Below are 26,868 nucleotides of genomic sequence, written 5' to 3' on the forward strand. Positions count from 1 at the left end.
CTGCTTTTCTCCTTTACTTCAAAAGATCACCAAATTTTTCTATAATCGCATCTGCGATACGTTCACTTGCATGCCCGTCTCCGTATGGATTACTTGCATGACTCATCGCATGATATGCTTCTTCATCTGTTAATAGTTTCTTTGCCTCTTGATAAATGACTTCTTCATCCGTACCTGTAAGTTTTAGCGTTCCTGCCTTTATTCCTTCAGGCCGCTCCGTTGTATCACGTAATACGAGAACCGGTTTTCCGAGAGACGGTGCCTCTTCCTGTATTCCTCCACTGTCTGTCATAATCAAATAACTTTTGTTTTGGAAATTATGAAAATCAAACACTTCCAATGGTTCAATCAAACGCACTTTATCACAATCTTGAAATACATCGTTAGCCACCTGTCTTACACGAGGATTCAGATGAATAGGATATACGACTTTCACATCATCAAATTCATCTACAAGTCTCTTAATCGCCCGGAAAATATGATACATCGGCTCCCCTAGATTCTCTCTTCTATGAGCAGTTAAAAGAATCATTCGGTTATCGCCCACCCACTCAAAAATCGGGTGCTGATAATTTTCATCAACAGTAGTTGCCATCGCATCAATGGCTGTATTTCCTGTAATATATATCTTAGACTTGTCTTTTCCTTCATTCAACAAGTTTTGAGCGCTCACCTCTGTCGGAGAAAAATGCATATCGGCGAGACATCCTACCATTTGACGATTCATTTCTTCAGGATATGGGGAATATTTATTCCATGTACGGAGTCCGGCCTCAACATGTCCGATTGCAATTTGACTATGAAACGCTGCCAATGCTCCTGCAAAAGTAGTTGTAGTATCACCATGAACTAATACGATATCCGGTTTTTCTTTTTCCAAAACTTCACTAATGCTTCCTAACACTCTCTGAACTACATCATTCAATGTCTGACCTTGTTTCATAATATCCAAATCATATTCCGGCTTAATTTGAAAAGTTTCCAAAACCTGATCCAACATCTGTCTATGCTGTGCCGTAACACATGTAATCTGTTCAATCTCTTCTCGCGACTGTAATTCTTTCACTAACGGTGCCATTTTAATTGCTTCCGGTCTCGTTCCAAAAACCGTCATCACTTTAATTTTTCTCATGTTGCTACCTCTCACCATCATAAGTTAATGTAAAATCTTATTTTCAACAAAATCATCAAATTTCTTTGCCACATTTACTGCATCATATTTTTTGCGGTTTTCTTCGTTTACTTCAATTTGATATCCTTCGTATAAAATCAAATATAAATAATTTTTGATCTCATCTACTGTATAGGAAACCGTAAGTCCATTCACATCGCGTACCACATCAGCCCCCGCTCCATCAAACATCGTAATTCCAAAAATCGGTCTGTCCGCGCCAATATAATCAGCTAATTTAGCAGCGAAGAAAATGTTCTCATCTAACACACCGCTCAAATTTGCATCAATATGAATCAGCCAGTCACTATTCTTCATAAGGGATAAGCTCGTTTTATAGTCCACAGGTTTCTTGATCTGAACAATATCTAACAATTCATTATCTAAAAGATATACTTTTTCTTTTACAGACATATTTCCATAAAAGAAAACTTCTAATTTCTCCGCCAAGTCCGAATGTTCTTTTTTCATACTAGCTATAGCTTTAAGAAACAAATGCGGCGTTCTGATATCATCAAGATGTCCAATATATACCATCCGTATCTTTCCACTATTTTCTGCATCAATCTCTTTATCATACAAAGAATAATCAAAACTATGCGGAAGAACGATTGCTTTCGCTTTTATAGCGTCTGAGTATTTGCCGGTCATATATTGCTTTTGATATGGATTATTCATAATAATATAATCAGATTTTGTTATAATGGCATCTTCTAATTCTTGCTCCTTTTTATACGGAATCTGCTCTTTTTTCATTCGTTTCTTCCATATCTCGTTCTTAATCATTCTCTTAGGTGATATAATTTCCCGAATTCCCATCGGTCTGATATATCTATTCTGTAATGAATACGGAGAAATCTTTTTTATAGTTTTTAATACAAAAGGATTATTTGCGATTGGATCTCCAAACGATGCAATCCACTTAATTTCCGGTTTAATTTCTTTTATTTTCAATCCGATCTCATGTGATTCCGGAGGCATGGAACGAGTCATAATAATGTCATACTCTTTTTTATGAGCGTTAAAATACTCTATTGTTTTGTTTTTCCATATCTCCAAAGTGTCTGCCTGAATTGGAATTTTCCGAACATTTTCGCATTCCGGCAGATATTCTTTATTTCCATATGACCAAGATGCATTACTTTCCTGCATACAAACATCATATTGCAATTTAGAATTTCTGAGAAGTTTATATGTCACTAATCCTTCTGATGAATTTATCGGCGGATAAAACCAACTTATAACTAATATTTTCTTCATTAGAATTTTCCTTTCAATCTTCTTGCCATTTTCATTGCAGTGTTCCATTTTCTACCATTCAATCTGACAAATTTAAACTTTGTCTTTCGATTATATCTTATATATGCCATACAATTTATCCGTTCATATAAAGCCTTATTCACCTTCAATAAATACTGATCAAAGTCCACTATTTCTTTATATGCTCTTGCATGATCCTTATCATATTCACAATAGATAGAATAATGTGTATTTAACGTATATGTGAGAATAATTTCTATATATTCTCTTTTATTTGACGACAACTTTGAAGAAATATGTGTATAATATTCTATCAGCCATTTTATCATTTTTTTATGGTGTTCTTGATTTCGGACAAAATTATCCATATTCATGCTTTGTTCTTTTCTTCCGATAAAATAACGATAAATATCCAGATGATAATACGTAAAAGTCTCAACTTTCGTCATAGGAACAACATTATACTGCATGTCTACATAAAATGTTTTTTCTAACATTTTAAGACCGGACGTTCTTAAAATTTCTGTCTTATACGTAGATGTTGCCATAACAAAATATTCACCTTCAAGAATTTTCAGATCAATATCATCAAAGCAATAACATTTTCTATCTTCTAAATTCTTATATACAAAATATTCCGATTTACTATTGTACGTATGTTCCTTTCGATAATCACACACAACTAAATCTGCATCTTCCGATTTTAATCTATTCACAAATTTCACAAAATCAGTAGAGTTAAACCAATCATCACTATCTAAAACTCGAAAATATTTTCCCTTTGCTTCCTTGATGCCTGCGTTTATTGTAGAGCCATGCCCTCCATTTTCTTTATCAATCAGTCTGACTGTCTCCGGATAACTATCCACATACTTTTGAATAATTTCAACGGAATGATCTTTTCCTCCGTCATTTACTACAAGTATTTCTATATCATCCATTATTTTAGAAACAATCAACGAATCTAAACATCTTTTTATATATTTTTCTGTATTATATACCGGAATTAATATTGTTAATGCTTTCATGCGTTCTTCAGGATTAAAAATCCATTTTCTCCTTTCTTTCTTTCTGTTTTTTTATAATCGACTGTACAATCTGAGTATATGATGTATTATCAAAATCTACCGAATTAATTACCACATCATTCTTAACCGGTAAGGCTTCGACGAGCTCCTCCACACTAAAAAACAAATCTTGTACGCACTCAAATTTCTCATATAAATCCATCATTTTATTATAATAGTGTGGGTGCTGTGTGTATAACAGCGAGAAAGTTCTGCAGCCATTCATGAGTCCCAGTAAAGCGCCATGATAACGCATACTGATAACCACGTCACATTCTCGTACTTTTTGACAAATATTTTCAAAACTATATGCCATAGATTCTATAGAAAAATTAAATTCACTTTTCTTTTCACAAAATTCATTATAAAATTTGTAATCGCAATCGTGATAATTATAAAACGGAATAAAATGAATTTCTGTTTTTTCTATATCGTACGTACTCTGAATATGTTCAACTAACTTTTCTAAAGATCCCAGTAAATCCGCCTGACAAATCCAAATGATTCCTATCTTATATTTTTCACCTTTTTCTTTCATTACCTTTGGATATTCATTTGTTAAAACAATATCATTTATCATAGTTATTTCGTGTCCGCAAGCAGACTCTATGAGTCTTTTACTGTACTTATCTCTCACGCTAAAATTAACACTTCCGTCAATAATTCTTTTTAACTTTTCCTGATACTCCTCATTGACTATTTTTTCATTTGTACTCAACCCGATGGCATGCACTTCCTTATTCTTTTCTATAAATGATAATGCCAATTCAATGAATATTTTCCCTAAATCATATTTAAAGCTTTCTTCTTGAAGATATCCGCTATCATCTAAAATTGCTCCACCTCCAAAAATAACACTATCAAATATATCGGCCAAATGATTAAAATCAAATTTTGTTTTAGGATAATGAATAATATTCATGCCGGGATAGCGAAAAGCATCTAAATTTTCATTGTCACACATCATCACATAAATGTCATTTTTAATGACATTCAGGTCTCTGTACAATTTTTGCAGCATCAATTCATCACCCAGATTAACCGCTCCATAAAAACCAACCAATAATACTTTCGGGGATTTATCAGATGGAACTTTAAAATACTCCAAATTCACATAATCATTAACTTTTCCTAATACTGCTCTTTCGGAAAACTGCTCAAATAATCGATCTGCACATTGTTCTGTAAATTGTTTCATCTGATCTACAGAAACAATCACTTTTTCAACTCTTTGCTCTAAATTTTTTTCTAAAAGTTCTTCTTTTTCAACTAACAAAGACTGTTTTTTATCAATCTCTAAAATTTTCCGATTAAGATATTTTAGTTTTTCTATCATGCCTTGCACTCTATCCAACATTTAATTCTCAATCCCCTTTTCTACATAAATGAGTAATCATTTTCCTATTTGACTCTCATAATATGCGGCACATACTTTTTCCGCTGTACCTACTTGAATTACTTTTCCATGTTCTAACCAAACCACTTTATCACACAAACTTTTAATAGATTCTATAGAATGCGATACATAAAGAACTGTTGTACCTCCTGAAATCAAACTCCGCATTTTATTTTCACTTTTTTTCTGGAAATTCAAATCTCCCACTGAAAGAATCTCGTCCACGATCAATATTTCAGGCTCTACAATCGTTGCAACTGAAAATGCCAAACGAGCAATCATTCCTGACGAGAAATTTCTTACAGGCACTTCTAAAAAGTCATGTAATTCAGAGAAATCTACGATTTCTTGATATTTGCTGTCAATAAAATCTTTTGAATATCCCATAACAGCACCGTTAAGATATATATTTTCCCGTGCATTTAAGTCAAGGTCAAAACCTGCCCCCAATTCAATCATCGGGCAAATATTTCCTCCTACGAGAACTTTTCCTTTTGTCGGCTTCATAACTCCGGCAACCACTTTTAAAAGTGTAGATTTCCCTGCTCCATTTGATCCGACAAATCCAACCACCTGACCTTTTTCCACTTTAAAACTAACATCTTGCAATGCCCAAAACTCATTTTCTTTTTTGTGCATTTTTCGTTTTTCTCTTGCACTTTTACTGAACAAATCTACTGCCATCTGTTTTAAAGAGTTATTTTTTTCAATTCCTAAATTAAAACGCATCGATACGTTTTGAACATCTATCATAACAGCCTCCTAGATCCTACATATAATAAATAAACTTATCCTGATTTTTCTTAAATACAATCATCCCAATAACTAATGTAATTAAACATGATGCTCCGCATATAATAAAGCTTTTTACTGACGGCATTTGATCATATAAAATAATCGTTCTCGCAAACGTAATGTAATGATACAACGGATTAAATTTCAACACTTGTTGTATCCATGGATCCAGCATATTAATGTCGTACATTATAGGCGTAAAATAAGTCAAGATTGTCAGTACAATTCCATAAATATAGAACATATCCCGTAAAAATACGGATATCGTGGATAAAATGAATCCAACCCCTACTGTAAAAAGCAATAAACACAAATATGAATAGGGCAAAAGAAGATGTAATGCCGTAATATGACATTTCGTTTCACCACTGCCCGACAACAAAATCACACCATATAAAGGAATTAATGTTAACAAAAAATTAATTCCCACAAATAAGCATTTTGACAAAGGGAAAATATATTTAGGAATATATATTTTGTTCAACAAAGAGAAATTTGCCACTACAGCACTCATGGATGAATTTGATGCTTCACTATAATAATTAAAAAATGTTAGTCCCGTCATTAAATAAACAAGATAGTTTACTCCTGGCACAGAAAACTTAAAGACATTAGAAAACACAGCAGCCATAACCGCCATCATCAAAACCGGATATAATAAACTCCATAAAACACCTAGTACAGAGCGCTTATATTTCACTTTGAAATCTCTGCTGACTAATTGTCTCAATAAAAATGAATACTTTTTAAAATTATCTATGATATTTTTAATATACATTCCTTTCACCTTTCCTTTTTCTACATTCTGTACTAGTATACGCTATCCCTTTTAAAATTTCAAGCATTTCACAAGCATAGAAAGGAAAGATCCAATTTAAAAGAGCATTCCATTTTTTCTCCGATTTGGAATGCTCTGATTTCATCAATATTTCTTCATTGGAAGAATATATAGTTTTACAATATTATTTCCATAATTTTTAGCTGTCGCCCATCCATATCCATTTGGATTTTCTTTTTGTCCCAACCACTGCACATATTCTGCGCTTCCACGTTTCACATATTGAAAACGTGGATCTACAACAGGCTGTTTCAATGCTTCTTTTGAAGCATATGCCTTCAGATGCTGAACATGAGCTCTGATTCCAATCCGAATAGAATCAAATTTTGCTCCTGATGATCCCCCGCCAATAGCTCCTATCCCAGCAAAATTATATTGATCTTTCTTAACATCTCCACCGAACTTCAAAAACCCAGTTTCCATCATTGCCTGTGCAAAAGCGACCTCTGCTTTTACGCCTTCTACTTCACTTTCCTCCCTAATAAATCAAGTCTTTTTTCCTTTAAAATAAAGGTTTTTTAAAGTTTCTATCTCAGATGAATGAACAAGAATCATGGATGTTTCTCTGTATCTGGTACGAAAATAGCTAGTTTAGGGTATACGAAATAAAACGTCTTTTTTATTCGTTTTAAATGGCCTTGTGTATTCCCTTCCATCTATGGCAACGCACCTCCCGTGTCTACCAGGATCATCACTTCGTGAGTCCTAACTTCCTTCGTTCTGCCTATCCATAATCCGGGTGTCAGCTTAGCTCCTTGTCAGGGTCTTGCCCTATGGAAAATATTCCTGCCAACTACCTGCTCATTCTTTGTTCCTATTATTACTGACTTGCTTCCTGTAACAGCACTTTTCAGTGGACGTTCCCCATTACATTCTGCTTTTGTACCTTTTCGGGTTGGTTACTTCCTGCACTCTATGCTGCAAGCATCTGTGGTCTCTTGATATCTTGCATCATCTTTGCACCGTCATAAGTCACACCTTTAGTCAAAATCGTATAAAAGATTCTTAAGACTTTACACGCAACTGCTATGACTGACTGCATCTTCTTTAGCGGATTTTCTTTTCTAGTTCGATAATACCGGTGTACTTCCTTAAATTCTTCATTCCTTGCAATCAAGGATATGGCTGCTTCATACAGTACATATCTGAGGCGTTTTCTTCCTCTGTAGCTGATGTGACTCTCGCCCTTATGTTTTCCCGAACTACACTCTACAATGGCATATCCAGCTAGTTTTTGCAGTTGCTTTGGATTATCAAAACGTGTGATGTCTCCTACTTCGGCAACAAATCCACTCACTGTTTTCAATCCAACTCCTTTGATTTCCAACAACTTATCTATATGAGGAATCTCTGACAACTTTTCCTCTGTCAGGCTCATCAGGTCTTCCTCTCTATTTTTGTAGATTTCATAATCGTTCAGTAGATTCTTCAATTCAATTCTTGCACTATCAGGTGCTTCCTGGCTTCCAATACTGTGCTCTGCAGCCGTTACCAGGGTCTTTGCCCTCTTCAGTCCAGCCGCTCTCAACTTAGCATCCCGCCAAATCTTATTGATTCCATCTACACCCAGTTTTACGATATCTTGTGGCAAAGGTGCCTCTTTTAATATCATAAGACCACTCACAGAATCCGGATTTCTATAAACGTCTTTGATTTCCGGAAAATAGATGCTAAACCATCTTGCGATACGGTTCTTGATCCTTGTAATTTCTTCCTGGGTTTGTAATCTGAGATTTGAAAGACTCCGAATCTCAGCATAAATACCAGTTGGTATATATGGATATGAAAATCTCCCTTCATTTACCAGCGCCGCAATTGTCTTTGGATCCTTACGGTCATTTTTGTTTGGATTATTGTCATCCAGTTCTTTTGACTTCTTTACATGATGTGGATTTACATGAACCGGTTTCATGCCGTTGTCCTGCAGGTATGCTCCAAGGTTGAACCAATAGTGTCCTGTTGGTTCCATTCCCGGAATCACAACGTTTTTACCGTATTTTTCTGCAAAATCCGCCATCCATGCTTTTAAAGTCATAAATCCAGCTTCTGTATTACTGAATTCCAACGGTTTCTTTGAATACTCGTAATTACGCCAATCGAATGCTCTTGCAAAGTGCGTTTCACTTCCCACATCAATCCCAACAATTAATGTCTTTTCCGTAATAGATTTAATTTTTGCGTTCTGTGTGTTATACTTCATTTTAGATACCTCTCTGTTCAATAAGATTGTTACTAACCGTGCAAAGTCAGTAATCTTATTCTACACTGAGGTATTTTTTTCTCAACCTTCTTTCTTGGAATTCCTTATATTTGAATTATACAGGAAGCTCCTTATATATCTGACAGAACTTCTCTATTGTAGGCGCTTCGCTCACATTACTGTATGGATATGATACCGTCGCCTTATTTTTATAAAACTTAACCATTTGAGAAACAGACACATTTGTTTTACCCATAATAGAGTACAACGTTTTTTCTGTTTCTAAAAGTGTCCATTTTTGGGCTGTCGATTGATTAAAAGTATAAGTTTGAACATTTGTCCCTGCTGCTGCAGATGCAGATGTAACATCTAATACAGTACCCAATTTTGACTGTATATAATATTTACCATCTCCCGCATCCACAAATCTCCAAAGCTGAGCATCGGAGCCGTTCCACGAATACTGCCATACATTTGCACCTGCTGTTCTTGATCCATTTGCCACATCCAATACTTTTCCGGATAATTTTGACTCTATCTTATAATATCCGTCAGACACTTTCTCAATCTCAAATTCTTGTGCCTCCGTGTTATTTATATTATAGATCCAAATATTTCCAAAATTTGCTTTAGAACCATTGGCGATATCTAAAGTTTTCGATGAACTTAACGCTGTCTGAATCGTATATATTCCTTCCGGAACTTCGATCGAATCATATTCTTTTTCCAAATGCCATTTCTGTGCCAAACTACCGTTTGCTGTATACGTCCAAATATTTGTATATGGTGCATACACAGCGCTCCAAATATCAAGAACTGTACCTGTTTTGGATCGAATATAATACCCCTCGCTTGTACTCACAAATTTCCAAAGCTGTGTATCTGAATTTGCAACCCATTTTTTTTGCACTACATTCACACCCGCTTTTCGCGTATCATTTTCTACTGTCAGTGCTTTTCCCGAATGCTCGGCAATAATTTTATAATATCCTTTTCCCACATAGGAAATATTAAACCGCTGTGGCTTCGTGCCATTATAATAATACAACCATACATTCGCACCATCCACTTTAGAAGCATTCGCTACATCTATAGTGTATTCAGATTCTTTAGAACTTCTTAATGTATATTTTCCATCTTTCACCGGCTGATAAGTAGATGCTTCAAATTTCCATTGTTGTCTTTTACCGCTCTCCAGATAACTCATCTGTACATTCATCCCTGATGAAGCTGTATTTCCACTAATGGAAAGAAATGTTCCCAGTTTCGACTGTAAATAATATCCACCGTCTTCCGCCTCGATAATCCTCCAAAGTTGTGCTTCTGATCCATTCCATGAATACTGCCATACATTCGCACCCTGCTTCTTAGATCCGTTTGCTACATCTAAGGACTTTCCGGACTTTTCAGAAAGAATCTGATAATATCCATTTCCCACATAATATAGTTCAAATCTCTGTGCTGATGTATTATTGGAGGCATACATCTGGATATTTGCATAATCTGTTTCCACCGCAGACGCTATATCTAAAACCTGCTTACTGTTTGTTGCATTTGATATCGTATATGTTCCGTTCTCAAGAGGTCTTTCATCAATCCCCTCTTTTCCCGATTCCAGTTTCCATTTTTGCGCGTCACTTCCATTCGCCGTATACATTTGAATATTTGTTCCTTCGGCGATAATTCCACTAAAAATATCTACAACTGTTCCCAATTTTGATTTTATGTAATAACTTCCATCCGAATTAACGATAAACTTCCAAAGTTGAGCGTTACTTCCGTTCCATGAATATTCCCACAAATTTGCGCCTGGTTCACTCGATGCATTTGCCACATCCAAAGATTTTCCTGATTGAACCGATAAAATTTGATAATATCCGGCTCCCATATACTTTATATCGAACATCTGATTTTTCGCACCCACATATGTTCCAAGCGTAGCATTTTGTCCGTTAATCGAAATTACATTCTCAGAAAATTTTGCATTTGAAATAACATACCTTCCATTTGCAACAGGTGCATTCTCCGCTTTTTTCAGCACCCATTTCTGGATATTATTTCCATTCACCTGATCCATACATACATTCGTTCCCGAAACCACATTCGATGTTGCTAACCCTATTGTTGTTCCTAATTTTGATCTTATATAATATGTTCCGTTATCTGCTTTTACAAATTTCCAAAGTTGAGCATCACTGCTATTCCATGCATATTGCTGCAAATTCGCATTTTTCTTCTCAGATCCATTTAAAATATCTAAGCTTTTTCCCGAGTGTTCTGCCACGATCTTATAATATCCGTTTCCGACATATTCCACTTCAAATCTCTGTGCCGAAATATTTTTCAGACTATCTAATTCAACATTGGCGAAATTATCTGATGATTCTTTTGATACTGTAAGGACTTGATTTTTATTTACACTATTTGCAATCGTATATGTACCGTTTTCTATCGTTTTATTATCAGCTTTAGTCAATTTCCACTTTTGAGCATTGCTTTGATTACAAGTATATGTCCATACTGTATTCCCATCGCTTGTCACTCCCGAGTGTATATCTATACAAGTATTCAACGCTGACATAATATAATATGTTCCGTTTCCCGCATCAATAAAACACCATTTTTGTGCTTCTAAAGCACTATTTCTCTCTCTTTGTTCTATATACGCGTAACCTGCTTTTCCATCTCCAACTGCTTGCAACGCTTTTCCCGAATGCTCAGCAATGATATTATAATAACCATTTCCGATACTAACTATTTCAAATCGTTGTGAAGAAATATTTTCTTTTTTTGTGGATAAAACTGTTCCCGCTCCTGAAGTGAAAAGATCATTGCTTATTTTAATACCTTTTCCTGATGCCAATACACTATCCAAGGTGTACGTTCCCTCCGGAACATTAACTCTTACTCCCATTTTTTGCAATCCGAGATATCTTGCAATCCCTGTAGCGTCTGCAACTCCAAGCTTTTTAAGTCCTGATTCCGTTTTCAAAAAATTATTTACATCACTACCATTTGAAAGGAATGCATGTTCTACAATAAGTCCCGGAATTCCATGTTCTTTACAATGAATCTGAACAGAAAAATAGTCTGAAATAGAACCATCCGGATATTTTTCATTAATTGTAGTATCTTTACTGTATACAGACCGTCTTCCTAATCCGATTGCCACAAGCTCATCTAAAATTGCTTCTCCTAATTTACGACCTGCCGCACCCACTTCTGCTTTCCAACTATTATTAGGCACAATTACTTCTGCTCCACTTGCAGCTGACGATACAGAAGAATTAAGATGAAAGCTAACAAATATTTTAGCTCCTGCATTTACAGCCGCTTTTACGCGATCTTCCATACACGTAATTCCCGGCTTATTGTAAGGACACGCAGCACCTGTGCGTGTCATATATACTGTAACACCTGCATATTGCTCAAGTTCCTGTTTACAGTAATTGGCAATCTTTAATGTTAAGTCTTCTTCCCTTAATCCATACCCTTGTGCTCCCGCATCATTTGCATCATGCCCCGGGTCTAACGCGACCACAACATTTCCCGATTTTGCATCAGAAGCGTTCCCATAAGTACTTACCGTATTCATTCGATCTGCACTGACCACCTCCAATGCTTCTGCTATATTATCTTGTGCTTCTGCAACTCCATTTTCATCTATTGTTACAACCGAAGTTTCTACACTCGACTCTTCTTCAGAAAATTGACCTTCAACCGGTTTTAATTCTTCAATCCCTTCATATTCGGTATCCACACCAAATTCAGCTTTGACCCCGATATCATCAAGTGCAATTTTCTTTTCTTCTGCACTACTTTTTATAAGAAGATTTGTTGCTTTATAAATTCCCGCTGATACACCCTGCGCATATTCTTTTTCAAACAGATATAATGTTCCCGACTGTTTTGCGAGATTCCATTCCTCTTGATTACCTTCTTCATCCTCGATCATTAAGGCTATTGTTTCTGCCCCTGTAATTTCTTTATCAAATGAAAACACAATTCTTTGTGTACCGGGAGTTTGTACATAGGGACTTTCAATATACACAAAGTTCACTTTCCCATAAGTAATCCCTATTTTTCCACTTTCTACTTCTTGCTCTGTTCCTTCAGTGGCATCTGTATTAACAGAAGACTGATCTTCATTTAGTCCATCTTCTGTTTTATTCTGATTTTGATTCTGTGTATTATCCTCTTCAGTAAATTGTTTACCCCCATCTTCTATATTCGCTGACTGATTTTCTTCTATTCTATCTCCATAGTTTTCCGTTCCGTAAACAACATTCATCGAAACATTTCCTGTAAGCATACTGGCAAACAAGATTCCTGCAATTATCTTTTTTATTTTTCTCTTCATACTTCTCTTGTATATCTCCTTACTCGCTTTTCTTCTTATACTATTTCTTTAATCTCAATTTCAAAATGACATTATTCCGCTATAACCGTCATAATTAGCTCCATGTGATGTTTGCAAAACTTTTCCTTCTTCAGTCAGTTTTATTCCATCACAGTCATATGTCTCAAGATATGTATTAATAATGCATCCTATAATCTGTATTTCACCGGTTGTTCCCATACTTCGTATGTATTCTCCGGTTGCAGCATTAAAATCCAGATCGATCAGATGTGTTTCTTCATTTACTTTAAAACTTAACAGCTGACAACCTTCCGTCAAAATTCCGTTCCCCTGAAGAGCCTTCCATATATCATATTCCGTTTTAACTGTAATGGTTTTCCCATTATCTCTCCGGTTATGTCATCAACATAATAAACTCTGGCTTCCCTTGAATTTTCGTCTTCATCCTCATCTTCTTCAACCTTTTTATTCTCATCTGCTTCTTCATCTTTTTTATTGAAATCTTCTGCATCTTCTTTTTTATCTAGATTTTGTTCTATTTTCGTATCGTCTTTATCTTCATTGTCTTTATTTGCACAACCTGCCATAATAAAACAAGATATTCCAAGCAATAAACTTATTATCACTACCGATAAGCATCTTTTCTTCTTCATATTGTCGCACTCCTCTTATTCACCTTATTAAATACTACTTACTAATAATAACAAAAACAAAGTTTCTTTACAATTACAAGTTTTTCCATTGCAAAAAGGATTCCTCCATTTAAGGAAGAATCCCCTTGTAGCTTCTTATTCTACTTTACATTCAGTACTTCCTATTACATATTCTACATCTGTAAATTCTACTGCCCGAACATCAATATAATATTTTCCTTTTGCATTATTGAATAAATCCATTTTTATACTTACTTCATATTGATTATCACTAATTTTTTCAGCCTCTATCCACTGTAAGTCTCTTTGACCTTCTTCTGTCCACACCGCCAAAACAATCGTCTTTAACTTTTCTTTTATTGCAGGATTTATTTCTTCTATATTTACTTTTATAGAATCTGATCCTACTTCTGCTTCAATACAAGCTCCTTCCATTTTTCCTCCTCTAATTAGTACAGTTTCATTATTTTTATCTATTCCTGAAACTTTTTGTAAAAATTCAGATTTCTTTTTCAGCTCTGCTTTTAACTCCTCTTCTCCAACGCTTTCCATTAATGTCAACTCTTCTGAAAATAAATTCGTTCCAAGTCCTAATCTGTTTCCTTCTATTTTGACGCCCATTGCAGCCAGTGTTGTAGGAAAATTATCCATTGTTGTATATGTTCTCTTCATATTATTTACCGGATTAACAGCAGAATTAATATACGCCGTATATGTTCTTCGATCATACTTTCCTTCTTCATCTACTTTTACACAAAAGTCACTGTCCATTGTCAAGTGATCCCCCGATAATACGATTGTCGTATTATCATAAAACGGCTGTTGTTTTACCCACTCAATAAACTCATAAACTTGTTTACTTGAACACGCCATAACATTTGCATACTGATCCCCATAATCATTCGGACATTTTTCACACATATATCCATCTTCAAAATGTGTATCTACCGTAAGCATTGTAAGATTAAAAGGTTCTTCTTGCCGGGAAAGCTCCGTGCATTTTTCTTTTGCAAACTCAAACAACTTTTCATCTTCATATCCCCACCAGACTTTATAATCAGAAGGTATCTTAGAATTTTCTATTGCATAATCATAGTCATCCAGAAAATAATCTCCATGCTCTGAAAAATATACTTTTCTCCCGCCAAATTCAGCTTTTGATCCGATAAGCAGTGTTTGAGAATACCCCTGTTCTTTTAATATATCTCCCAAAGTCGTAATACCCGGGAAGAAATGTTCCTGCGTATCCATATCATTCGCATCTATGCTTGTTTTTAACGGAAGTCCCGAAGTCTGTGCAAACATTCCTGCCATTGTCCACGTAGTTCCTTCTACTGTATGGCCACCGTTAAGATCTGTTGTTTCTCCCGAGAAGTCTTCATTTTCTTGTGCAAGCTTCGTCAACTCCGGAATATAATTTTCCGTAAACGCACCGCCGTTGTTTTCATCTGCATATGTTGTTTCCATAGATTCCAAATAAATATAAATAAGATTTCTTTTTTGCTCAGGAAATTCTAAATCTATATTTTTCGGATCTGCATAATTTTCTTCTATAAAATTAGATTTTGCAAATTGATTATATAAGTATTCTCCTATTCCTGCTTTTTCCCATGCTATATACAAAGAAACCACAATCGCACCCATTGAAAAGAATATTCCCGTTATAACAAAACAAACATAATACTTTGTTTTTCTTTTAAAAAATAAAAGCACAGAAAACAAAATTAAAACAAGAAGCATTGGTACAATACACTGTACTATATATTCTATAATCATATCCTGATTGGCACCACTTAAAGGTTCCGTGAGATGGAATACCAATTCATCTACTGCCAAATTAGGCCATGTTTTAAACATCCACCGAACGCTAAATCCTAATAATATCGCTAATCCTACCATTACAACGGATATAGCTGTTCCTAAATATTTAATCATTTTTTGAAACTTCTGCATTTTTGCACCTCTAAAATATGTATATTATTAATTTTTCTTTAATTTTCTTTTAAATTCTTTATCAGTTTAACTTTTTGTAAAATCAATGTCAACTGATTTTTACATATATAGATACAACCACTACCACCACTTTTTAGCGCCATACTATTTACATATCATTTCATAATTTCTTTCCACGTACTCAAGATAACAAAAAACAGAGCTTTCTACAGTTATCTATTCCACGCCTGTAAACAGCTCTGCTTTTCATCTATTTCTTTTATAATTCAAATATAACAGTAACGTTATTTCTATGCATTCTTTATAATCAGTATTAATTCAACGCCTCTCCGCTTTCAAGACTTCCGCCTTCTTCCACGATATTCGCCAATTCAACAATACTGTTCACAACTTCTTCATCAGGATAGAGCACATATAAAGGCATGTCCGGCACAGAGTAGCAATAATCCTCCCCATCTGTTCCGCTTGCCGCCACAGACTGAATTGTCCATTTTGCCCCTGACTTAAGCTGGCTTTTCACAAGAGAATTCAGCTGTCCCTGTGAAATGTTTGTCTCTACATCCTGACTCACTTGATTAATGATCGAATTTGCTTTCAAAAGCATCGTCGGTGAAAGCACTTTTTTAAGCATAGCTGTTATAACAGCCTGTTGGTTCTTACCTCTTTGATTGTCTCCGCCTTCCAATGCATGCCGTTCCCTGCTGAAAGCAAGCGCTTGTTTTCCGTCAAAATGATTTATTCCTTGCTGTACTTCCATCTCATAACCGGATTCCCATCCTGTCGTAAATGCATATTCCGAGTAAACATCTACTCCTCCTAAGATATCTACAATCTCAATAAGGGAACTGAAGTTTAATCTTACATAATAGTTAATATCCGTTTCATACAACGCACCGAGCGTTTCCATGGACACATCTATTCCATATGTTCCGGCATGTGTCAGCTTATCGTTCATTCCATCGGATATTCCGGGTATCGGAATATAATAATCTCGCGGTGTCGTAATCAGCAAAATCTGATGCGTCGTCGGATTTACGACTGCAATGATATTCACATCACTTCGTATGGAATCACGGTCATCGTCCGCATCGTCTCCGTATGTATCAATTCCGCTAATATACACAGTAAATGGCTTTTTAGTCAAACTGTCGTCTTTTGCCGAACCTCCGAAATCAAACTTCGTTTCAATCTCGTGCTTATAAATGATCCGGATCTGATCGTTGTAGCCTTCAACAGCATTTTCCATCAATTCTGTATAAGACTGATTGTATATAATTGCGTCCACTTCTCCCGAAATAAGCGCCTCTGCCTGTTCCTGAACAGACTTGTATTCTGTTGTGGATATATCTCCGATCTGATCCTGAATATCCATAACAGCAGCTTTCATGTTCTCAGCTCCGGTATTAAATTGAACTCCGAACTCGTAATCGGATGCATCCTCCAATGTTTCTGCCGGATCATCTTTTAAAACAGCCACTACCATCTTATCAACTTTTGAACCGCCGCTTGTAATTGCCGCGATCATATCATTTGTCTTTGCAATGTAATATGTGCCCACAGCTAAAACAGCAATCAGAAGAATACTGTATACTTTTCCCGTCACTCCTTTTTTCTTTCTAACTGCCTGTGTCGTAAATGTAATGCACCACAAAAAGAAAAGGATCAGCGCGGCAAGCGCCAAATATTTCAAAGGAAGCATATCAAGCAGTACGAGTACCCCCATAAATGCCGCACTCATAATAACCTGCAAAATCAGACAGAATTTTCCGAAACCATTTTTTCTGGATCTCTCCGCATATTTTCCCTTAATTTGATTTTTTCGTCCGGTATTTCCGGTCGGTTTTTGTTTCTTTGACATTTCAGCAATTCCTTTTTCCGTTTTTCAAATGTACGGTTTTTTATGTGTACCCTGTTCAGCCTTACAGCTTGTCCGGATAAATTCCTTTATCTATCAGACTTTTCACGGCTTCCACAACCGTTTCACGGTCTTCTTTGTATGTCACTCCAAACCATTGATCTTCAGACTTCAACACTTTTACGCTCACAGTTCCTTCTTTCAGCAGTTCGCCTATAATCGTCGGAAGTAAGTATTCAGCTTTCAAATCTTCCATATCTGTTTTATTTAAAAACTGTTCAAATCCGTTCTTTAATATTGCAAAAAATTCCGGCGTTAATCCCCACATATTCATAGATACCGGAGAGTCTGCATCGTACTCTGTTTCAATATCGCCTTCCCGAACAACCGCTTTATCTCCGTCTTTTTCTATATTATGTGTTTCAATGATCTCCTGAAGCATTCCGTTTTCATCAACACGACAAATTCCTCTTGTCACACCGCCGTTTTCACTTAAGGTATTTTTCAATACAAATCCAACCATACAAACCTGTATTTTATCAGCAGAGGGAATACTTGTCAAATAAGAGTACGCTTCTTTAAAAGCGCTCTTGCCGTAATAATCATCCGCATTAATTACAAGAAACGGTTCAGAAACAACATCTTTACAACACAAAATTGCCTGACCTGTTCCCCACGGTTTTGTTCTTCCTACAAACTTTTCGGCATATTCTGCCGGAATATCCGAAACTTCCTGATAGGCATACGCAACTTCAACCTTCTGTGCGATCCGATTTCCGATTACTTCTTTAAAATCTTTCTCCAGATCTTTCCTTATAACAAACACAACTTTATCAAATCCGGCCTCTATCGCGTCATAAACGGAGTAATCCATTATGATCTCTCCGTTCGGTCCTATAGGGGCAAGCTGTTTAATTCCCCCTCCGAATCTGCTCCCTATTCCTGCCGCCATTATAACCAATGTCGCTCTGCTCATCTTTTTCTCCTCTTTCTTCAATCACACGATATTATATTCAAATAAGTTCATTTTCTACAACTCGGATCATCTCCTGTAAAGCTTCTTCTTCATCTTCGCCTTCACAGATGATTTCTATTTCATCTCGATCTTTAATACACGCCCCAAGTACGCTGAGTACACTCTTGGCATTTGCAGTTACATTTTCATTTTTTGTAATTTTCTGAACTGTGATTTTGCTCTCGAACTGAATCGCAGCTTTACAGAATGTTCCTGCAGGTCTCAAATGCAGTCCTGTAGGATTATCGATCACTATTTTTTTTCTTACCATTATTCCGTCTCCCTTTATGCTGCTGCTTTTTCTCTGTTTTCGCCTACTTTCCATTCATAACAGCCATCTTCCGTTCCAAAAGCAGCTTACTGTCCTTTTTGTTCTGTATTCGTATCGCTTTCGTTGCCGCCTTCCTGCTCTTTCTCCGCAACAGTAAGCTGAACTGTCACTTTCTTCATCAATGTAATTCCTTCCGGAATATCCACATCTACATGCACATCATATACTCCCGGCACTACATATGCAGACATATCCACAGAAACCGCATTGCTGATATCCAGCATTTCCAATGCTTTCTGATCACCGCTAAAACGAAGCGCTATCTCCGCATCCGGCTCATAAGATACTTGCAGACCCTCTGCCAGATTATTGATCTGGATCGAACTTACCATAAAATTGATCGTTCGCGTTCCTTCTTCTTCCACCATTGCAGTAACTGTTATATTGGCAGTTTTCTCATCTACCAGCTGAACTCCTTCCGGCAGATATTCTGAGATATTGACAGATTTCTGAATCGGTTGTGAAGCTCCGCTGACATCAATAACAGGAACATCTATTTCCTCAATTTTATCGACCACATCTTTTTCCCCGTAAATCTGAACAGTTTCCGGTTCACTGCTGTACCCTGTATACTTATAGCCTTCTGCCGGAGTTCCCGAAACACTGAGTGAAATCGGAACGCTCTTGATCTTTAACACTTCAACAGACACAGTAATGCCGCCCTCGCCAAGATTATTTCCCAGCCGTGTCTGACTGATCGGGTTGCCGCTGATATCATACAACCCAAGTTTTGCTGTCTCCTCGCTGTCCTTTGCCAATCCCTCTACATCAATAAGAGCAACCGCCCGATCAATCTGGTCAAGGATCGACTCCGGTCCTGTGATCGTCACTTTATCCGGATTAACCGTCATATCACCTAAAATATACCCATCTCTTACTTTAGAATCCCCTGTGCTTACCGTAAGGGAAAGGACTTTCTTTCCCGATTTTTCTCTCTGTATCTGAAGATTTCTCGGCGCCGCCTCCGCAGATTCATATTTTCCGGCATAATTCGGTATGGAAATCTTGATCGGAACAAGTCCTGTACTTGTATCCATCTCCTTTATATCCGCTGTCGCGACAATATCTTCTTTTGTCAGTTTCTGCCGCACTTGTCTTGTCGCCGATACAACAACACTTACTTTTTCTTCCCCAAGCACCTGATAGGTATCGCCTGCCGATAAAATAATATCCTCATTTATAATCGTTACCGGAACCTCGCTGAAAGTCTGTGTACTTACGGGATTATCAAGATTCACAACAATAAGCCATAAGAACGCCGCAAAAATAACCGCTATGATCTTTAATCCCAAATTATCCGTAAACTTATATTTTTTCATTTTCTGCGCCATCCTTTCCGCAAGAAAAACCGCTTTGACTCGGCATTTCTATACTGAATCTGACTAAGACGCTTTCTCAATTCTTCCCTTGTAATCCCTCTGTCAAGCTGACCGCCCATAGCTACGGAAACAAGACCTGTTTCCTCCGACACCGCGATTACAAGAGCATCACATACCTCACTCATTCCCAAAGCCGCCCTGTGCCTCGTTCCGAGATCTTTGCTGATGCGCATATTATCAGAAAGAGGAAGGTAACATGTAGCCGAAGTAATCCGGTCTCCTCGTATAATAATCGCTCCGTCATGAAGCGGTGTATTATGTTCAAATATATTGATCAAAACCTGAGGTGACACCTTACAGTCCAATTCAATTCCGGTCATTTCATATTCTGTAAGCTGAATCGCCTGCTCTACTACGATCAAGGCTCCTGTACATACTTTTCCCATTTCAAAACATGCCGTCACTATACCTTCTGCTGTCTGATCAGAAAAACGTTCATTCTCTCTGTTTTTATCAAACGGATTAATATTGCTAAGCAGGTTTTTCTCTCCGAGTTTTTCAAGCGCACGACGCAGTTCCGGCTGAAACACCACTACAGCCGCAATAGCCAGTACGTTGATCGACTGCGCCGCCAAATACAAAATCGTATGCATCTGAAAAATCCATGCCAAAAGAATAAATACCCCCAGCATAATAATTCCTCTAAGAAGCATCCACGCTTTTGTATTCTTGATCCAAAGCATGATCTCATACACGATTACGGCAACGATCAGTATTTCGATCACATCTTTAATATGGATGTTAGGAAAATACATTCCATTTGTATAATTGTCTAAAATACTTTTTATCCAATCTAACATACCGTAATCACCACCTTACCGTTTACTTCGATTTACTCCGGTCTTTGTTTTTCCAAACCGAGTTCTTTACTCAAACTTCTTGTCAAAAGAATATCATCCGCATCATTCTCTGTATTTATATTGTTCAAATCCGCATCTTCTCTGATCACCGTCGTTTCCTGAGGCTGGTTTTCAGTAATCCGTTTTACCTTCTTTTCCGGAACGGCTACTCCGACTTTAGGAACGGCTTTTACATAATAATAGTATTCATCATCCTCAAACTGGATATTCTCCGTACGAGAATAATCTACGGAAAAGAAAAGAAGTTCCAGCACAAGTCCTGTCACCGCGCCAAGAACCGCGCTCAATATAATTTCTATATAAGATATATTTGTACTTAATACAATATTACCTGCCGCTGAAACAACAACCGTTACTGCCGCTCCCGCTGCCGACGCAATTTTCCAAGAATGATCCACACCTCTTGTACGGACAAAATTCACAACAAGAATTCCTATCGTCACTGCCATGACCATAAGCCACATTTCTTTACTTGCAAGCACTTGCTTTGTAAAACTCATCAAATTAGCCGCTATACCGGATGCATCTGCCTCCTTTAGCGCTGCCGCGGATACTTTCACATAATCTGTCATATAATAGGTGATAATTCCGCATGATGCAGGAACAATCCACACCGGCGATCCAAGCAGACCGAATGCAATCGGGATTACAAACGGGATTTTCAAACTAAACGCAAGTCCCGAAATCAACACAAGCCATGCTTTTTTCGGGGTAAAACGAAAATAGAAAATATACATTAAAATAAAAATGACGAGCGCCACAAGCGCAATCGGAAGCGACAACGCATAAAAATGTGCGAGTATCAATGCTGTCGCCGCTAAAACGGTAATTGTCATCGGAAGAAATGTACAGATCACTGCCAATCCCAATGTGCAAAAAACTGAAGATGCCGGCTTCATAAAACCTATGTTAGAGTTGATAACCCAAAACAAAACCAGCCCTGTCACAAACTGCAGCCCTTTTTGAATATAAATTGAATATAACGCATATATTCTCTGCAGCTTTTCTCTCCAAACAAGCAATGTACTCATGATTAATTTATCTCCTTCTTATTGTTGATCTTCTCGATTCTGGAAAGGTCTCTCAGATACTTTTTCACTCTCTGTTTTGCCTTGATATGCTTATTTTTATAAAAGCTTCCCGCACCGATTCCATATGCTATCAGCAGCGACACATAAGCGCCTATCGCCACCGCGGCAAAAACAAATAACTTTGCAAGCGTGATGCCTTCCATCGCAGCCTCTCCCCAACCGAGAAACAGCACTGCAACCGCCAATCCATAACCGACTGTGATCCAAATAAGCGTGACCCATGTATTTAAACTCGAATAATCTTTCTTATAATAGCTGCTGATCTTAAAATCTTCTTCTCCATAGTTTTTTTCATAAATAGCAGCCCGAGTCATCAAACGTATTTTCCTCTTATCTAACATGACGTCTTCCCGTCCTCCTATGTATTTTCCGAAATCCATATACTATATTCCAAATACGGTAAATAATTACATATGTATGATTATTATATCATATATTTAAATACCTTGTCCAATGCTTATAGTCAAAAAGTACACATTTTGCGCCCCTGCCTTTTTTAATATTTTTGCTGCCTGCTCTACTGTCGCTCCCGTTGTATAAATATCGTCGATCAGAAGCACATTCGCCACAGGTTTCCATCTTTCTGACAAAGCAAATGCATCCCTTAGATTTCCCATTCGTTCCTGCCTGTCCAACTTTTTCTGCGCCGTCGTTTTTTTCACTCGAAACAAAGCATCTGACACTAGAGACACTCCTGTCTTTTCCGACAAACATTTTGCTATAATCTCCGCCTGATTATACCCTCTTTTTCTCTTTCGAGATTTGTGCAGAGGAATGGGGATAATTTCCTCAATTCCCCATTTTATAACTTGATCTTTATAAGCTTGTGCCATTTCTGCCGCAAACAATTCTCCCCAACTGCGCTTATTATTATATTTGAATTTATATATCGCCGTTGATACCGGTTCTTTATGAAGCCACAAACTTCGCCCCTGGGTAATATGCGATGTTCTTTTTGCACAATCCGAACAATATTCTTTATATTCATCTTTTATCGGCTTCCCACATCTCATACATCTTGGCTGTCTGACGTATATAATCTTCTTTTTACACTCCGCGCAAACCCCTTCCGGCGAAATTTCCCCGCAGAAAGGGCATACTTTCGGATATAGCAGATTTAAAATTCTTGTATACGTTCCGCCAAACTTGTATACCGCGCCTGTTCGTTTTTGTTTTGTATCATTTCCTGAAATACTGCCTCACTCCCTACAATCGTCAAACATTTTTTTGCCCTTGTCACCGCAGTATACAACAGATTCCGGTTATAAAGAAGCTTCGGGCCCGGCAAAAGAGGAATGATAACTGCCGGATATTCGCTCCCCTGTGACTTATGTACGGTAATTGCATATGCCAGTTCCAGTTCTTCTGTCATATCAAACCCATATTTTACTTTTCGAGATTCGTCAAATTCTACCTCTATCGTTTCCGTATACTCGTTAATCTCTGTAATCACTCCCATATCTCCGTTAAACACACCGGTTCCTTTGTCTACCGTCAGACCGAATTTTGTAGATACTTCCCACTCGATTTGATAATTATTTTTAATCTGCATTACTTTATCGCCTTCTCTGAACAGCCTGCCGTTAATCTCACGCTGCGCCTTTTTCGGTTCTTCCGGATTCAAGTATTTCTGAAGGATTTCATTTAAACGTTCTACCCCAAGAAGTCCTTTTCTCGTCGGCGTCATAACTTGGATCTCGTTTTGATCTGCCCCTACATACTTCGGAAGCTTTTTCTGGATAAGCATGATCACAATACCTATGATCGTATCTGCATCCTGTCTTCGTAAGAAGAAAAAATCTCTGCTCTTATTATCGGGAATAACCGGCTCTCCTGCATTGATTTTATGTGCATTTACTATAATATCACTTTCTCCTGCCTGACGAAAAATACGAGTCAGTGTCACAACAGGAAACCGATGCGATGCAATGATATCTTTCAATACGCTTCCCGGTCCCACAGACGGAAGTTGGTCTACGTCTCCTACAAGTATCAGTCTTGTCCCCGGTATAACTGCAGACAAAAGCGCATGCATCAATGTCAGATCAACCATAGACATTTCATCAATAATAATCACATCCGCTTCAAGGGGATTCTGCCGATTTCTTAAAAATCCTCCCGAATTTTCCGCTTCTTCGGGATTTACATTCACTTCCAAAAGACGATGGATCGTCTGCGCCTCATATCCGGTAGCTTCTGTCATTCTCTTTGTCGCCCTTCCGGTTGGCGCTGCTAAAAGAATGCTCATCCCTTCGCTCTCAAAAAAACGGATCATTGTATTAATTGTCGTTGTTTTTCCCGTTCCCGGTCCTCCGGTCAACACAAGCAAACCGTGTTTGATCGACTCAATCACCGCTGTATGCTGCTTAGGATCCAATTTGATCTCTTCTGCCCGCTCCACTTTACAGAGCCGTCTTTCCATCATTTCCTCCGGCATATCACAATTTATATTCAAATCATGAAGCATTTTCGCCGTATTCAATTCCATATAATAATAATGTGCCGGGTAAATCCTGATTTCATTTTCATTTTTGTTTTCATTGACACATTCTTTCATAACCACTTTTTTCTCAATGCACAGATCCATCACATGCTTTTCTATATCGTCAATCTCCACTTCCAAAAGCGTTCTTGCACGACGTAAAAGTTCCTCCTGAGGAAGATAGATATGCCCTTCTCCTACTGCCTGCTGCAATGTATAAAACAGTCCGCTTTTAATCCGGTAATCGGAATCTGTATGGATTCCGATGCGTGCCGCAATCTCATCTGCGGTACGAAATCCGATCCCCTCAATATTATCCGCAAGTTCATACGGATTTTCTTCCATCACTTTGTATACACGCATACCATAATGATTATATATCTTTGCTGCCAATTTCGCAGAAATTCCATACTTTTGAAGATAGATCATTGCCTTTCGCAAATCCTTTTTATCTTCTAACTGTGATGAAATCTCTCTTGCTTTACGCTCGCTGATTCCTTTGATTTCGGCAAGACGCTCCGGTTCTTCTTCTATGATACGAAAAGTATCTTCTTTAAACTTCCTGACAATACGTCCCGCCAGAGCCGCCCCGATTCCTTTAACGGCTCCCGATCCAAGATACCGTTCTATGGATACGAGATCTTCCGGTTCTTTCACAACGTGAGACATTACCTTCAACTGATTTCCATACACACTATGAGTCACATACTCCCCCGTTATTTCCAACAGTTCCCCTTCTGTAATGTAATTAAAATTCCCCACACAGGTCACTTCTCCGTCATCATTTTCCAAATGAAACACTGTATATCCGTTTTCTGCATTCCGAAACACAATGTGACCTACATATCCCGTAACTTTTTCCACAGATCTTTCCTCTTTCCGTTATTGTTTTCCACAATATTTCGCTTTATATCCACATTATAACAGGGATGTGCCGTATTGCTCACATCCCTGCTCCTTCTCTCTCTTTGCCAAATCAGCTCTTCACGTCAGACTTCGCCCCGTCCGCTCATAAATTCAACAAATTGTCCTGTTCCGATCGCAACAACTTTCATCGGATCTTCCGCTGTCATCGTGTTAATGCCTGTCCTCTCCTCGATCAATTCCTCTAATCCGCGAAGCATAGAACCTCCGCCTGTCAAAACGATTCCACGGTCAAGTATATCTGCCGACAACTCCGGCGGAGTCTGCTCCAATACCGCTATCACAGCTTCAACAATCTGCCCGGTGGCTTCCCTCAAAGCCTCCTCTGTCTCCGAAGAAGTTACCGTAACAGTTTTCGGTAATCCTGTTACAAGGTTTCTTCCCCTAACCTCCATAGTCTCTTCCTCTACAAGAGGATATGTTGTTCCTATCTTTATCTTTATATCTTCCGCCGTTCTTTCACCGATCAGAAGATTATGTTTTTTACGCATATAACGGACGATTGCCTCATCAAAATCATCTCCCGCCACCTTAATCGATGTATTCACAACAGTGCCGCCCAGTGAGATTACCGCAATATCCGCAGTACCTCCGCCGATATCTACAATCATATTCCCACATGGCTTTGCAATATCAATTCCCGCGCCAATCGCGGCCGCTACAGGCTCTTCAATCAAGTGCACTTCCCGCGCACCTGCCGCATAAGTAGCCTCTTCTACCGCTTTCTTTTCCACTTCTGTGACACCACTGGGCACACAGATACTAATACGCGGTTTTTTGAATGTTCTCTTACCAAGCGACTTTCGGACAAAATATTTGATCATCTTTTCTGTCACTGTATAATCCGAAATCACGCCCTGCCTGAGAGGACGAACCGCAACGATATTCCCAGGCGTCCTTCCGAGCATCAGTCTCGCTTCTTCCCCGATCGCTTTGATTACATTCGTATCTCTGTCAAACGCGACAACTGATGGTTCTTTCAAAACGACTCCTTTGCCGCGGACATAGACAAGCACACTGGCTGTTCCCAGATCTATTCCGATATCTACCGACATATTCCATTCTCCCTTCTAAATCTTTATACTCTTTTCCCGCTGACATCTCCTCAAAAACGAAAATGTCTGTATCTCTCCCCAAACAGGTCTTATCATTCACATATTTCCAGACCGGATGATACCCCTGCATCCAATCTGCATTCTTTAGTATAATCGACTCAACAAAAAATGAAAACCCTTTTT

The 26,868-nt window shown here is 37.8% G+C and carries 22 protein-coding genes; all 22 read right to left on the minus strand.

The features are described from left to right. Positions 1–13: 13 nt before the first annotated feature. The 22 genes from wecB to mreB all read right to left on the minus strand — a co-directional run bounded on the left by wecB (position 14) and on the right by mreB (position 26,685). Positions 14–1,132, minus strand: a complete 1,119-nt coding sequence (gene wecB / locus RUMTOR_RS07225; protein WP_009242817.1) for a non-hydrolyzing UDP-N-acetylglucosamine 2-epimerase — start codon at positions 1,130–1,132, stop codon at positions 14–16. 24 nt (positions 1,133–1,156) lie between these two features. Beyond that, positions 1,157–2,431 carry a glycosyltransferase family protein gene (locus RUMTOR_RS07230; protein WP_009242818.1) on the minus strand — a complete coding sequence of 425 codons (1,275 nt, stop codon included), beginning with the start codon at positions 2,429–2,431 and terminating at the stop codon, positions 1,157–1,159. After that, positions 2,431–3,459 (minus strand): glycosyltransferase family 2 protein, encoded by a 1,029-nt coding sequence (locus tag RUMTOR_RS07235; RefSeq protein ID WP_004846567.1) that lies wholly within the window; start codon positions 3,457–3,459, stop codon positions 2,431–2,433. The genes RUMTOR_RS07230 and RUMTOR_RS07235 overlap by 1 nt, the downstream gene beginning before the upstream one ends. Positions 3,460–3,472: 13 nt before the next feature. Next, positions 3,473–4,855 (minus strand): polysaccharide pyruvyl transferase family protein, encoded by a 1,383-nt coding sequence (locus RUMTOR_RS07240; RefSeq protein WP_004846570.1) that lies wholly within the window; start codon positions 4,853–4,855, stop codon positions 3,473–3,475. A gap of 36 nt (positions 4,856–4,891) precedes the next feature. Further along, on the minus strand, positions 4,892–5,647 hold the full coding sequence (locus RUMTOR_RS07245; protein WP_004846571.1) for an ABC transporter ATP-binding protein: 756 nt from the start codon (positions 5,645–5,647) through the stop codon (positions 4,892–4,894). 16 nt (positions 5,648–5,663) lie between these two features. Then, positions 5,664–6,467, minus strand: a complete 804-nt coding sequence (locus RUMTOR_RS07250) for an ABC transporter permease (protein ID WP_004846573.1) — start codon at positions 6,465–6,467, stop codon at positions 5,664–5,666. A gap of 144 nt (positions 6,468–6,611) precedes the next feature. Next, a complete protein-coding gene (locus RUMTOR_RS07255; protein WP_082241031.1) occupies positions 6,612–7,010 on the minus strand; it encodes a glucosaminidase domain-containing protein in 399 nt (132 codons plus the stop codon). Between the two features lie 430 nt (positions 7,011–7,440). Next, complete coding sequence (locus RUMTOR_RS07260) at positions 7,441–8,727, minus strand: IS110 family RNA-guided transposase (RefSeq protein WP_004846577.1); 1,287 nt, start codon at positions 8,725–8,727, stop codon at positions 7,441–7,443. A 115-nt stretch (positions 8,728–8,842) separates the two neighbouring features. Beyond that, a complete protein-coding gene (locus RUMTOR_RS07265) occupies positions 8,843–13,087 on the minus strand; it encodes an RICIN domain-containing protein (RefSeq protein WP_004846578.1) in 4,245 nt (1,414 codons plus the stop codon). A 60-nt stretch (positions 13,088–13,147) separates the two neighbouring features. Continuing rightward, complete coding sequence (locus RUMTOR_RS13475) at positions 13,148–13,405, minus strand: hypothetical protein (RefSeq protein ID WP_242647689.1); 258 nt, start codon at positions 13,403–13,405, stop codon at positions 13,148–13,150. After that, positions 13,402–13,740: a hypothetical protein gene (locus RUMTOR_RS13480; RefSeq protein WP_242647690.1), complete on the minus strand. Its 339-nt coding sequence runs from the start codon at positions 13,738–13,740 to the stop codon at positions 13,402–13,404. The genes RUMTOR_RS13475 and RUMTOR_RS13480 overlap by 4 nt, the downstream gene beginning before the upstream one ends. Before the next feature lie 135 nt (positions 13,741–13,875). Further along, a complete protein-coding gene (locus RUMTOR_RS07275) occupies positions 13,876–15,693 on the minus strand; it encodes a sulfatase-like hydrolase/transferase (RefSeq protein WP_004846584.1) in 1,818 nt (605 codons plus the stop codon). A gap of 313 nt (positions 15,694–16,006) precedes the next feature. Then, positions 16,007–17,551, minus strand: coding sequence for an LCP family protein (locus RUMTOR_RS07280; RefSeq protein WP_004846585.1), 1,545 nt, complete (start codon positions 17,549–17,551; stop codon positions 16,007–16,009). Positions 17,552–17,612: 61 nt separating this feature from the next. After that, entirely contained in the window at positions 17,613–18,524 is a 912-nt protein-coding gene (locus RUMTOR_RS07285) for a nucleotidyltransferase family protein (protein WP_004846587.1), read from the minus strand. 37 nt (positions 18,525–18,561) lie between these two features. Further along, positions 18,562–18,834, minus strand: a complete 273-nt coding sequence (locus RUMTOR_RS07290) for an HPr family phosphocarrier protein (RefSeq protein WP_009242823.1) — start codon at positions 18,832–18,834, stop codon at positions 18,562–18,564. 86 nt (positions 18,835–18,920) lie between these two features. After that, on the minus strand, positions 18,921–20,213 hold the full coding sequence (locus RUMTOR_RS07295) for a CdaR family protein (protein WP_009320760.1): 1,293 nt from the start codon (positions 20,211–20,213) through the stop codon (positions 18,921–18,923). Further along, positions 20,210–21,073, minus strand: a complete 864-nt coding sequence (cdaA, locus tag RUMTOR_RS07300; protein ID WP_004846591.1) for a diadenylate cyclase CdaA — start codon at positions 21,071–21,073, stop codon at positions 20,210–20,212. The genes RUMTOR_RS07295 and cdaA overlap by 4 nt, the downstream gene beginning before the upstream one ends. Positions 21,074–21,105: 32 nt before the next feature. Then, complete coding sequence (locus RUMTOR_RS07305; protein ID WP_004846593.1) at positions 21,106–22,164, minus strand: hypothetical protein; 1,059 nt, start codon at positions 22,162–22,164, stop codon at positions 21,106–21,108. Between the two features lie 2 nt (positions 22,165–22,166). Further along, entirely contained in the window at positions 22,167–22,604 is a 438-nt protein-coding gene (locus RUMTOR_RS07310) for a hypothetical protein (RefSeq protein WP_004846594.1), read from the minus strand. A gap of 57 nt (positions 22,605–22,661) precedes the next feature. Further along, positions 22,662–23,348 (minus strand): double zinc ribbon domain-containing protein, encoded by a 687-nt coding sequence (locus RUMTOR_RS07315; RefSeq protein WP_227182371.1) that lies wholly within the window; start codon positions 23,346–23,348, stop codon positions 22,662–22,664. Beyond that, the gene (gene recD2 / locus RUMTOR_RS07320; RefSeq protein ID WP_009242826.1) at positions 23,342–25,570 is read right to left on the minus strand and encodes an SF1B family DNA helicase RecD2; all 2,229 of its coding nucleotides are present in this window, start codon (positions 25,568–25,570) and stop codon (positions 23,342–23,344) included. The genes RUMTOR_RS07315 and recD2 overlap by 7 nt, the downstream gene beginning before the upstream one ends. Positions 25,571–25,695: 125 nt before the next feature. Next, positions 25,696–26,685: a rod shape-determining protein gene (mreB, locus tag RUMTOR_RS07325; protein ID WP_004846599.1), complete on the minus strand. Its 990-nt coding sequence runs from the start codon at positions 26,683–26,685 to the stop codon at positions 25,696–25,698. Positions 26,686–26,868 lie beyond the last annotated feature (183 nt).

The sequence above is a fragment of the [Ruminococcus] torques ATCC 27756 genome (genome assembly GCF_000153925.1).
GTDB classification, from domain to species: Bacteria; Bacillota; Clostridia; order Lachnospirales; family Lachnospiraceae; genus Mediterraneibacter; species Mediterraneibacter torques.

Bases quoted from the DNA above. Each gene is read 5' to 3' on its own strand.
- wecB (WP_009242817.1), bottom strand. From the start codon at position 1,132: ATGAGAAAAATTAAAGTGATGACGGTTTTTGGAACGAGACCGGAAGCA.
- RUMTOR_RS07230 (WP_009242818.1), bottom strand. From the start codon at position 2,431: ATGAAGAAAATATTAGTTATAAGTTGGTTTTATCCGCCGATAAATTCA.
- RUMTOR_RS07235 (WP_004846567.1), bottom strand. From the start codon at position 3,459: ATGAAAGCATTAACAATATTAATTCCGGTATATAATACAGAAAAATAT.
- RUMTOR_RS07240 (WP_004846570.1), bottom strand. From the start codon at position 4,855: ATGTTGGATAGAGTGCAAGGCATGATAGAAAAACTAAAATATCTTAAT.
- RUMTOR_RS07245 (WP_004846571.1), bottom strand. From the start codon at position 5,647: ATGATAGATGTTCAAAACGTATCGATGCGTTTTAATTTAGGAATTGAA.
- RUMTOR_RS07250 (WP_004846573.1), bottom strand. From the start codon at position 6,467: ATGTATATTAAAAATATCATAGATAATTTTAAAAAGTATTCATTTTTA.
- RUMTOR_RS07260 (WP_004846577.1), bottom strand. From the start codon at position 8,727: ATGAAGTATAACACACAGAACGCAAAAATTAAATCTATTACGGAAAAG.
- RUMTOR_RS07265 (WP_004846578.1), bottom strand. From the start codon at position 13,087: ATGAAGAGAAAAATAAAAAAGATAATTGCAGGAATCTTGTTTGCCAGT.
- RUMTOR_RS13480 (WP_242647690.1), bottom strand. From the start codon at position 13,740: ATGAAGAAGAAAAGATGCTTATCGGTAGTGATAATAAGTTTATTGCTT.
- RUMTOR_RS07275 (WP_004846584.1), bottom strand. From the start codon at position 15,693: ATGCAGAAGTTTCAAAAAATGATTAAATATTTAGGAACAGCTATATCC.
- RUMTOR_RS07280 (WP_004846585.1), bottom strand. From the start codon at position 17,551: ATGTCAAAGAAACAAAAACCGACCGGAAATACCGGACGAAAAAATCAA.
- RUMTOR_RS07285 (WP_004846587.1), bottom strand. From the start codon at position 18,524: ATGAGCAGAGCGACATTGGTTATAATGGCGGCAGGAATAGGGAGCAGA.
- RUMTOR_RS07290 (WP_009242823.1), bottom strand. From the start codon at position 18,834: ATGGTAAGAAAAAAAATAGTGATCGATAATCCTACAGGACTGCATTTG.
- RUMTOR_RS07295 (WP_009320760.1), bottom strand. From the start codon at position 20,213: ATGAAAAAATATAAGTTTACGGATAATTTGGGATTAAAGATCATAGCG.
- cdaA (WP_004846591.1), bottom strand. From the start codon at position 21,073: ATGTTAGATTGGATAAAAAGTATTTTAGACAATTATACAAATGGAATG.
- RUMTOR_RS07305 (WP_004846593.1), bottom strand. From the start codon at position 22,164: ATGAGTACATTGCTTGTTTGGAGAGAAAAGCTGCAGAGAATATATGCG.
- RUMTOR_RS07310 (WP_004846594.1), bottom strand. From the start codon at position 22,604: ATGGATTTCGGAAAATACATAGGAGGACGGGAAGACGTCATGTTAGAT.
- mreB (WP_004846599.1), bottom strand. From the start codon at position 26,685: ATGTCGGTAGATATCGGAATAGATCTGGGAACAGCCAGTGTGCTTGTC.